Origin of the sequence: Clostridium sp., assembly GCF_016650035.1 — a bacterium.
GTDB lineage: Bacteria > Bacillota > Clostridia > Clostridiales > Clostridiaceae > Clostridium_AD.
The window spans coordinates 69,123-78,352 of record NZ_JAENWM010000006.1 but is presented as its reverse complement, the minus strand read 5'-3'; the positions used below and the strand labels follow the sequence as shown (position 1 = coordinate 78,352).

Below are 9,230 nucleotides of genomic sequence, written 5' to 3'. Positions count from 1 at the left end.
GTCTACGGCTTTTTTAAAATAATGTGTAAAAAAGTCTTTTTGTTATGCCTATAATTAATTTGAGTATAATTCGTTATCCAGATACATATTATTATTTCCTAAATGTGGATATTGTTAATTATTGTTTTCCGACTATACTCAGTAATACACACGTAACACACGAAATCTCTCAATTAAATAATAAATAATTGTATTTTACTTATAATTAATGTATTTTAAGTATATCATTCCTCTTATTATATTGGTCCTCAAATTTTATATTGTTCTGCCTTAAATAGTTTATGATTTATGGCATTTGACAACAAAAATTTATAGTATTATAATATAATTATCTTATAACAAATAAAAAAACGAGGTGTTAATATATGGCTGATTGTGAAAGTTGTCCATCAAATGATGGGTGTGACAGTAAAGAAACCTGTGGCATAAAAAATAATTCATTAAATAAAGTTAAAAATATTATCGGAGTCATGAGTGGTAAAGGTGGTGTTGGTAAATCAACAATATCTGCTCTTATTGCACATGAACTTAATAAGAAGGGCTATAAGGTTGGACTTATGGATTCAGATATTACAGGCCCAAGTATACCAAGACTTTTAGGTATTAAAGATGTGAAACCTGTAATGAGTGAATCTGGTATTTTGCCAGTTAGAACTCCTGAGGGTATTGATGTTATTTCAATGAATCTTCTTGTAGAAAATGAAGATGATCCAGTTATTTGGAGAGGGCCAGCAGTTTCTGGAGTTGTTACGCAGTTTTGGACTGATGTTATATGGGGAGAACTTGATTATTTAATTATAGATATGCCTCCTGGCACAGGTGACGTTGCATTAACCGTAATGCAATCAATACCAATTACAGGCATAGTAATGGTTTCAACGCCACAAGACATGGTATCTATGATTGTTGGAAAAGCAATAAATATGGCACGTAAGCTTAACATAAATATACTTGGATTAATTGAGAATATGAGTTATATTATTTGTCCTGGATGTAGTGAGAAAATAAAATTCTTTGAATCAGATAACATAGACGAATTCCTAGATAAAAACGGACTAGATTTGCTGGGAGAAATTCCGATGTGTAAGGAAATTGTTAATATCTCCAACAAAGGTGAATACAAACTAAATCCTGAATTAAATGAAATAGCAGAAAACATTGTTGTTAATATTATTAATAAAGCACATAAAAATAAATAAAATCGGAGGTAATACATATGAAAATAGCAATACCTAATAATGGTAGTATGGTAAATCAACATTTTGGAATGAGCAAAAGTTTTGTTATTGCAACTATAGAAGATAAAAAAATTATGAATATTGAAGAAATATCTTCAGCTGAACTTGCGCATAACCATCAGGGACTTTCAAACTTACTTGCAGAAAAAGGTGCAACAATAGTTATCACTGGAGGAATTGGTGAAGGTGCAGTTAACGGCTTAAACCAAAATGGGCTTAAAGTAATAAAAGGAGCCTCTGGAGAATACGAAAATGTTCTTCTTGAATATATTAATGGAACCTTAGAAGATAAAAATGTAGTTTGTAATCATCATGGTGAACATCATCATCAATAAAAAAAAGGAGCAAATGCTCCTTTATTTTTTTAGATTCCCATTAAATCCTGATAACCCATGACTCATATGATATATTGGACCAAATTTATTTTTCAATAATATATTTACCGCTTTAGGACTTCTACTGCCTGTTGCACAGTGCACTAACATTGGTTTGCCACGGAATTTCTCTAGTTCTGCAATCCTTGAGGCAATTTCAGAAACAGGCATTAATTTAGATTTATTTATATGCCCTCCTTGGTACTCACCCTTAGTTCTAACATCAATAATAACAAGATCTTTGTTATCTCTAATAAGCTTAGTTACGCCATCTCCAGAAACATTCTCTACATTCTTATTAAATTTAATCATTATTCTTGGATAAAACATATATGCTATCATAACAATAGCTAATACCGTAAATATATTACTCATATTTTTTCTCCTTTTAATTTTATATTTTAATATTTATTACAACTAAATATTTTATATTTAACATTTAAAAAATCATTTATTATGTACCCCCTGTAGGTATATGATATCATTAATATTCAATAAATGCAATATGAAATTTTATTCTTCACAGAAAGTCTTTTGATTATTTATTTATTATGTTATCATAGAATCTATAAAGAAGGTGTTTTTTTGTATAAATCACCATACAACAAGCGAATAATATTAATTTTACTTTTACCTTTAGGTATTATTCTTACTCAAATGTCTAGAATTATCCCCGGTTTTATTGAAAAATTCTATTCCTCATTTTTTTATAAGATAATTGCTAATATATTAAGCGCATTGACTAGATTTTTACCCTTTTCTCTTGCAGAACTTATAATTGTATCCTTTGCAGTTTTCACATTATGGTATATTTTGAAAACAGTTGTAGAATTATATAAATGCAAAAATAGAAGATTAAAAATTCTAAAAAATACTGTTTTAAATATATTTGCTACACTAGGACTAATATATTTTTCGTTTCAAATCTTGTGGGGATTCAATTATCAAAGACTTACACTAAATAAAATATTTGAATTAAATGTACGAAAGTCGTCCTCAAATGAGCTTGCACTACTTTGTGAAAGCCTTGTAGATAGAACGAATACTTTAAGACAAAAAATAAATGAAGATCAATCTGGCGTAATGGAACTTCCTTATAATAAAAAATATATATTGAAAACCGCTCATTTAGGCTATGATAGTGCTTCACTACAATATACTAAATTAAAGGGTAACTATGGAACACCTAAGGCTATACTACTCTCTACTCCAATGTGCTATACAGGAATTACAGGTTTTTATTTTCCTTTCACAAATGAAGCAAATATTAACATAGCAGAACCAGTTTCGTTCCTTCCATTTACCACAACTCATGAGATGGCACATCAACTGGGATTTGCTAAAGAAGATGAAGCAAATTATATTTCATATATAGCCTGCATAAATCATCCTGATGTAAATTTTCAGTATTCAGGAACCCTTGCAGCCTTATCTTATTCAATTAGTGCATTACGAAAAGATAATCCAGAAATATATAATACAATGATTTTAACCTGCAGTAAAGGTGTACTTAATGATTTAAATTACAGCCACGAATTTTGGGCGAAATACTCTGGTCCTATAGAGAAAATAAATGATAAGATTAATGATACTTACCTTAAATCTCAAAATCAGAAGTCTGGAACAAGGAGCTACGGTGCAATGGTAGACTTACTTCTTGCCGAGTACCGAAAAAAAATGTAAGTAGATTTGTTTACACAAGTCTGCTTACATTTTCTTTATTTTCAACTTATTATCTAACTCTTCTTGCAGACAGATAATCACTTCTTGTTAATATAGATATTTTAACTACATCCCCTGTATGAGGAGCATGTATGTACGAATTATTCCCTACATAAATACCAACGTGATGTGGAGTTCCTGATCCAAAGAACACTAAATCTCCTGGTTGTAAATTTGCCCTTGAAACATATTGTCCATTAGCTATCTGAGCTGAGGTATTTCTACCTGTTGTAACGCCAAAATGTTTATATACATATTGAACAAATCCAGAGCAATCAAAAGAATTAGGCCCTGTGGCTGCCCACTCATAAGGTGTTCCAAGGAAAGTTTTAGCATAAGCTATTACTGCAGCATTTGAGCTAACTGAGGAAGTTGCCTTTGGCTCACTCACTTCTTTTTTTATTACCACAGGAGGTTCAACCTTTGGTTCAACACTTATTTCAGATTTTGCTTCATTTTGAACAAAATCACCTGTACTACCTCTTGATATGGAAGTTTGTTGAGCTTTTTTAGCCACTATTGCCAAATCATAATTAGCTGCTTTTATTGATTCTTCTTCAATTTCATTCATGGTACTACCTAATAAAGCCTGTGTTTGTGTTATTTCATTCTTATGTAATTCTTCTTGTTTCTTAGCTTCTGCTATCAATGTATGTTGTTCATTTTGTTTAGTATTAAGCTTGTCCAATTTATTTTCATTAACAGCTTTTAGGGTTAACAACCTTGTTTTATTATCATTAAGAACATTCTTTTTGATTTCAATAATTTTCTTTTTCTCATTTAAATCACTAATAACTTTATTATCATATTCTACAATTTTTTTAACATTTTCTACTCTTGAAATAAGGTCATCAATTCCATCCGCGCTAAGTAAAATCTCCAAATAGTTATCTGTTCCATTTATATACATAACTCTCATTCTTTGATTAAATAACTCTTCTTCATCCTTTATATTGTTTTCAGAAATAGTTATGTCTTTTGTGTTTTGCTCTATATTTTTTTCAGTATCATTTATCTCATATTTTGCTTTATCTATTTCAGTGTAAATTTCACCAATATCAGAATCTAACATCTCAATGGACATCTCTAATTTATCATAATTCTTCTGCAACTCAGCGTATGTACTCTGTTGATTTAAAAGCTGCTCCTTTTGATTATTAAGCTGCTGCGTTAATGTCACTGCTAAAGTTGGCATACTTATTGACATAGCTAGCCCAGTAGCTATAATTAAAGATAATATTTTTCTTCTCATTGTGTTCCCTCCACCTCAAATATTATAAAATCGTCATAAATTTTCACATTACTTTATTTAATAACATTATAGCACTACATTAGGACAAACCTCAATGATAAATTAACAATTCCATTATTTTCTTCTTTTAAATCTATGTCCAGTTTTTTATTACCATAAAAAGCCCTTAATAGTCTTTATAACTTCACCTTTATTCAAAAAGTTTGCTTTAATATATTTATTAAAGAGGTTTGTACCAAAATTATGACAACTAAAAGTTTCCTTTTTTTTACTTTTATTTGATACATCTAAAATTACTTTTTTCAAATCATTAACTGAAACATACCTATCGGCAATATCAATTCTAACGCACTTCTGTATTATAATTCTTAAATTATCATCAATATCCTTATCGTAATTCTCATCAAAAAGGGGCTCTATACCCGTGTATGGGCCCTTACCTTTAAGCATAAAGTATATTAGCATTCCAAGACCGTATATATCTGTTTGCATGCAACTTTTCCCTGACCCATATTGTTCTGGGGCCGCATATCCATTAGAGACAGCACAGGTTATATCTTTCACCGTATCTTCCTTATAAACTTTTGAGATACCAAAATCAATTAAAACAACTTTTCTACTGGAAGTTATAATTATATTGGATGGTTTTAGATCTCGATATATTATAGCTGGGTTCTGATTATGTAAATACCCTACAATATCACATAAATCTAATGTAATTGCACAAATTTCATCCCGATTGATGCTACTACTTCCCTTAACATACTCATCTAGCGTTTGTCCTTCTATGTAATCTTGAACCATGTATAATTTGTTATTTTCATAAAATACATCGATTATTCTCCTAATACCTGAATGATCTAAATTTTTCAAAATGTTAGCTTCGGTTAAAATATTTATATTTTTTGTATCTTTTATTATTTCTTTTATAGCCCAAAGGTTTCCATAGATAATATTTTTGCATAAATAAACTACACCCATGCCACCCTTGCCTAGAATTCTAATTACCTCATATTTTCCGTCCAATAAATGTCCATTATTTAACATAATTCACCTCTTGTATAAATCTATGATAACTTATCCGTATGATCATATACGAATAAATGTAAATTTTAAAGGAGTTTTTTCTAATACAGTCATATTTTATCTAACAAAAAAATATATATAAATATATATGTTTTAATTGTACCAAATTTCAAGTAAACTTACTAGTTTTATAATTTAACTCTTCCAATTTTCTTGAAAATATATAAATTATATTTCTTATAAATTTTAAGTACTATTCTTAAGAGTCTGAATATAATAATACTGTAAAGTAAATTGAGGAGATGACAAATAGTGGCATACAGTGCTAGAGAGTTATTGGCGAGAATAATAAAGTGTGAAGCTGGCGGAGAAGGAGATAATGGAATGAAAGCCGTCGCCTCTGTAGTTATGAACAGAGTCAATGTAGCGGATGGTGAATATCTAAGGTTAGGACAAGGTGATTTAAGAAATATTGTATTCCAGAAAGGGCAATTCGATTGTGCCACCTCTGTACTGAATGGCATGACTAACCCACAAACCATTTGGTCAAGTCCGCCAGAACAGATACATTATGAAATTGCCGATTGGGCTTTAGCTGGTAATAGGCTATATACAACAGGCTCTTCCTTATGGTACTTTAATCCCTTTGCACCAGGTTGCCCTTATTTATTTCCTTTTAATGGTAGCGGAACCTATCAAGTTAGTGTAGCGCAGCATTGCTTTTACAACCCTACAGCAAAATATTTTTTAACCTAATTAAAAATCATTAATAACAAACATCTAGATACTAAATATAATTTTTTAAGGAGGATTTTTTATGTTTATAGCACCACCTAACAATTTTAATGGTTCACCAATGTGGAACACTGATTCTATGTTTTCTGAGCCTCCAATGATGCCTCTTCCAAATTTTGATATGCCCTATGATACAAGACAAAACCCTATGCCTTCAATTCCTCAAGGTAGCCAGGACTTTGAAATTGCGCCAGTTCCTCCAGTAGTAAATAATCCACTTTATAATCAAGGTTGGTTAACCACACAAATAGGTAAATATGTAAAAATAGAATTTTTAATTGGAACTAGTATGTGGGTTGATAGAGAAGGCATTTTACAAGAAGTTGGAATTAGTTATGTCGTTATTAAGGAAACTGGTTCAAATGATATAATAATGTGTGATATATACTCCATTAAATTTGTAAGAGTTTTTGAAAATCAAGCTTCTAAATGTAGAACACACGATAAAAAATAAAATACATTTTAATATTTAAAGTCACAAAAACATATATATTTACTACTATAATAAAAACTCTTATGTTTAAATAAAACGGGTCCTATATGATAGACACTAAAAAAGTCTATTCATATAGGATCTTTTTTTTGAACATATTGAAATCCCAAACAATATATGCAATACTATAATAGTAAACTTGCAAAATATACTTTTTAGAATACTTTCTTTTACCCTAAAATGAATGTTTTCTTTGCACTATATTCATTTATCTAAGATTTATATTTGCGTTGCAAAAAAAATTTCAATTTAATTTTACTTGTTTTTTTAAATAATGTAATATATTTATATATGGGGGGGCTGTTCACATGCAATATAACTTATCAATTGTACAATTACTAGAGATATTAGATACAAACCAAACCCTTAGAGGGGTTAATGCTGATGGCCATAGCGTAGAACTGAGGGGTGAGAGCAAAGAGATAATTCATAGAAAATTTAGGCAAGCTATACAAAAACATATCACACTTAAGGATAGATGGAGAATAATAGAACCTATCCCCTATGAAATAGCTAACGATTTATTTAAAAGGCTAAGAACTATTGAATGTAGATTTGACGACGGTTCAAAAACATTTTACAATAAATTATTGGAGAATGCCCATGTCATTATTGAAAGTGGTCTACCACAATTTAATGACTGCTTATATTATTGCTTAACCTATAATTCAGATGGGTCTGGAGATGGAGAAACAAAATAATAAATGCTCCTAGAAAGTTATATTAACTTTCTAGGAGCATTTATTATTTATTATTTCATTTTTACTACTTCACCATACTTGACTCCAAATGTATCCACAGTTACTTTTTTCATTATTTGATCTTTTATAGGTCTATTGGCAGTAGGACTATCTTGATTTTCATCTCTTGGTGTGTTTACAATTTCATCTGCTATTTCCATCCCCTCTGTAACCTTACCAAATGAGGCATATAGAGCATCTAAATTAGCAGAATCAGCAACCACTATAAAGAATTGTGACCCAGCTGAATCCATACTATTTCCCCCTCTAGCCATGGAAATAACTCCTCTTTCATGCTTTAGTTCATTATTAAAACCATTTTCACTAAACTCTCCAGCTATTGTATAGCCTGGTCCACCCATGCCTGTTCCCTCTGGGTCTCCTCCTTGTACCATAAATCCAGGTATTACTCTATGAAAAATCAGTCCATCATAAAATTTACTATTTATTAGTGAAACAAAATTTCTAACAGTATTCGGTGCAATCTCTGGATACAATTCTATCTTTATAATTGAACCATCTTCCATCTCTATGGTAACCAATGGATTTTTATCATTTGGTCCTTTTTCAGTTTCGATTTTTGGGGTAGGCTCTACTACTACCTCTTCCTTTACGTCAGGAGTTGGTTCAACCTTATTTTCCTGTTTACTCGTACAGCCTGTAGCAAAAACTATAAAAAACGCTGTAAATAATAATATAATTTTTTTCATTTTATGAATGCTCCTTTTATTTTTTATTAAATTTTACTACTTGATTTTAATAATTCCATATTACCTATAAGTGTATACTCAATTCCTTTTGATATGTATATTGTTTCTTCTTCTTTTAATTCAATTTGCTGATTATTAGATTTTATTACTCCTGCTCCAGATATTACAGTATAGCTATGGAAACTTTCATTAACCGTGTCTTCATAATTACCACTTACAATAACTTTTTCTACTTCAAAATATGGTGTCTCTAATTTATGAAAATTATCCATTTTACCGCCACTATTTTTTCCTTCATAATCTATTACATCTAAAGATTTTTCAATATGTAATTCCCTACCACGTCCCCAGTCATGAAGTCTATATGTAATATTACTATTTTGTTGTACCTCGATAAGTTTTATTCCAGCTTCTATGGCATGTACCGTTCCAGCTGGTATATATATAAAATCCCCTTTTTTGATATTAATTCTCTCTAAGTAATCTTCTAATTTGTCTGCTTTTATAATTGCTCTTAACTTTTCTTTATTTAAGCCCTGCTTTATTCCTGATACTAGTGTCGCCCCTTTTTTTGCTTCCAGAATATACCAACACTCTGTTTTTCCATTGGCATTTTCAATTCTTTTAGCATAATCATCATTTGGATGTACTTGTACTGATAATTTAGCTTCTGTATTTATGATTTTATTTAAAATAGGAAAATCACTACCACATCCCAAAATCTTTGATAATTCTTGCCCTTCATATATACCTTCTTGTATTGTGGATTCTCCCTCTTCGTGGCATGAAAGCACCCATTTCTCCCATCCCCATATTTTTTCACTTAAATATGGTTTTAGTTTTAGAATTAATCCTTTAGACATTAATATTCCTCCAATTT

At 30.3% G+C, this 9,230-nt stretch carries 11 protein-coding genes; 6 read left to right on the top strand and 5 right to left on the bottom strand.

Annotated features, from left to right (window positions below; all coding sequences use genetic code 11):
* The first annotated feature begins 365 nt into the window (after window positions 1–365).
* Together JJD95_RS02760 and JJD95_RS02755 are read left to right on the top strand one after the other, a co-directional pair.
* Window positions 366–1,199 (top strand): Mrp/NBP35 family ATP-binding protein, encoded by an 834-nt coding sequence (locus JJD95_RS02760; protein ID WP_291640115.1) that lies wholly within the window; start codon window positions 366–368, stop codon window positions 1,197–1,199.
* Window positions 1,200–1,216: 17 nt separating this feature from the next.
* Window positions 1,217–1,573: a NifB/NifX family molybdenum-iron cluster-binding protein gene (locus tag JJD95_RS02755; RefSeq protein WP_291640113.1), complete on the top strand. Its 357-nt coding sequence runs from the start codon at window positions 1,217–1,219 to the stop codon at window positions 1,571–1,573.
* Window positions 1,574–1,594: 21 nt separating this feature from the next.
* Here the strand turns inward: JJD95_RS02755 and JJD95_RS02750 are convergent, their stop codons facing one another.
* Window positions 1,595–1,987 carry a rhodanese-like domain-containing protein gene (locus JJD95_RS02750; RefSeq protein WP_291640111.1) on the bottom strand — a complete coding sequence of 131 codons (393 nt, stop codon included), beginning with the start codon at window positions 1,985–1,987 and terminating at the stop codon, window positions 1,595–1,597.
* Between the two features lie 210 nt (window positions 1,988–2,197).
* Between JJD95_RS02750 and JJD95_RS02745 the strand changes: the two genes are divergently transcribed.
* A complete protein-coding gene (locus JJD95_RS02745) occupies window positions 2,198–3,295 on the top strand; it encodes a DUF3810 domain-containing protein (protein ID WP_291640109.1) in 1,098 nt (365 codons plus the stop codon).
* Window positions 3,296–3,344: 49 nt separating this feature from the next.
* Here JJD95_RS02745 and JJD95_RS02740 read toward each other — a convergent pair whose 3' ends face one another.
* Together JJD95_RS02740 and JJD95_RS02735 are read right to left on the bottom strand one after the other, a co-directional pair.
* Window positions 3,345–4,586 (bottom strand): C40 family peptidase, encoded by a 1,242-nt coding sequence (locus JJD95_RS02740; protein ID WP_291640107.1) that lies wholly within the window; start codon window positions 4,584–4,586, stop codon window positions 3,345–3,347.
* Between the two features lie 150 nt (window positions 4,587–4,736).
* Window positions 4,737–5,633, bottom strand: a complete 897-nt coding sequence (locus JJD95_RS02735; RefSeq protein WP_291640105.1) for a serine/threonine-protein kinase — start codon at window positions 5,631–5,633, stop codon at window positions 4,737–4,739.
* A gap of 291 nt (window positions 5,634–5,924) precedes the next feature.
* Here JJD95_RS02735 and JJD95_RS02730 point away from each other — a divergent pair, with 291 nt between their 5' ends.
* The 3 genes from JJD95_RS02730 (at window position 5,925) to JJD95_RS02720 (ending at window position 7,601) form a co-directional block, all read left to right on the top strand.
* Window positions 5,925–6,368: a cell wall hydrolase gene (locus JJD95_RS02730; RefSeq protein WP_291640104.1), complete on the top strand. Its 444-nt coding sequence runs from the start codon at window positions 5,925–5,927 to the stop codon at window positions 6,366–6,368.
* 61 nt (window positions 6,369–6,429) lie between these two features.
* The gene (locus JJD95_RS02725; protein WP_291640102.1) at window positions 6,430–6,861 is read left to right on the top strand and encodes a hypothetical protein; all 432 of its coding nucleotides are present in this window, start codon (window positions 6,430–6,432) and stop codon (window positions 6,859–6,861) included.
* Between the two features lie 347 nt (window positions 6,862–7,208).
* Window positions 7,209–7,601, top strand: a complete 393-nt coding sequence (locus JJD95_RS02720; RefSeq protein ID WP_291640100.1) for a hypothetical protein — start codon at window positions 7,209–7,211, stop codon at window positions 7,599–7,601.
* 50 nt (window positions 7,602–7,651) lie between these two features.
* Here the strand turns inward: JJD95_RS02720 and JJD95_RS02715 are convergent, their stop codons facing one another.
* Window positions 7,652–8,167, bottom strand: coding sequence for a peptidylprolyl isomerase (locus JJD95_RS02715; RefSeq protein ID WP_291640121.1), 516 nt, complete (start codon window positions 8,165–8,167; stop codon window positions 7,652–7,654).
* Between the two features lie 209 nt (window positions 8,168–8,376).
* The gene (locus JJD95_RS02710; RefSeq protein ID WP_291640098.1) at window positions 8,377–9,213 is read right to left on the bottom strand and encodes a type I phosphomannose isomerase catalytic subunit; all 837 of its coding nucleotides are present in this window, start codon (window positions 9,211–9,213) and stop codon (window positions 8,377–8,379) included.
* Between the last annotated feature and the right edge of the window lie 17 nt (window positions 9,214–9,230).

Excerpts from the sequence above, each read along its gene's own strand:
- JJD95_RS02715 (WP_291640121.1), bottom strand. The coding sequence starts at position 8,167 with ATGGAAGATGGTTCAATTATAAAGATAGAATTGTATCCAGAGATTGCA.
- JJD95_RS02710 (WP_291640098.1), bottom strand. The coding sequence starts at position 9,213 with ATGTCTAAAGGATTAATTCTAAAACTAAAACCATATTTAAGTGAAAAA.
- JJD95_RS02735 (WP_291640105.1), bottom strand. The coding sequence starts at position 5,633 with ATGTTAAATAATGGACATTTATTGGACGGAAAATATGAGGTAATTAGA.
- JJD95_RS02755 (WP_291640113.1), top strand. The coding sequence starts at position 1,217 with ATGAAAATAGCAATACCTAATAATGGTAGTATGGTAAATCAACATTTT.
- JJD95_RS02720 (WP_291640100.1), top strand. The coding sequence starts at position 7,209 with ATGCAATATAACTTATCAATTGTACAATTACTAGAGATATTAGATACA.
- JJD95_RS02750 (WP_291640111.1), bottom strand. The coding sequence starts at position 1,987 with ATGAGTAATATATTTACGGTATTAGCTATTGTTATGATAGCATATATG.
- JJD95_RS02740 (WP_291640107.1), bottom strand. The coding sequence starts at position 4,586 with ATGAGAAGAAAAATATTATCTTTAATTATAGCTACTGGGCTAGCTATG.
- JJD95_RS02725 (WP_291640102.1), top strand. The coding sequence starts at position 6,430 with ATGTTTATAGCACCACCTAACAATTTTAATGGTTCACCAATGTGGAAC.
- JJD95_RS02760 (WP_291640115.1), top strand. The coding sequence starts at position 366 with ATGGCTGATTGTGAAAGTTGTCCATCAAATGATGGGTGTGACAGTAAA.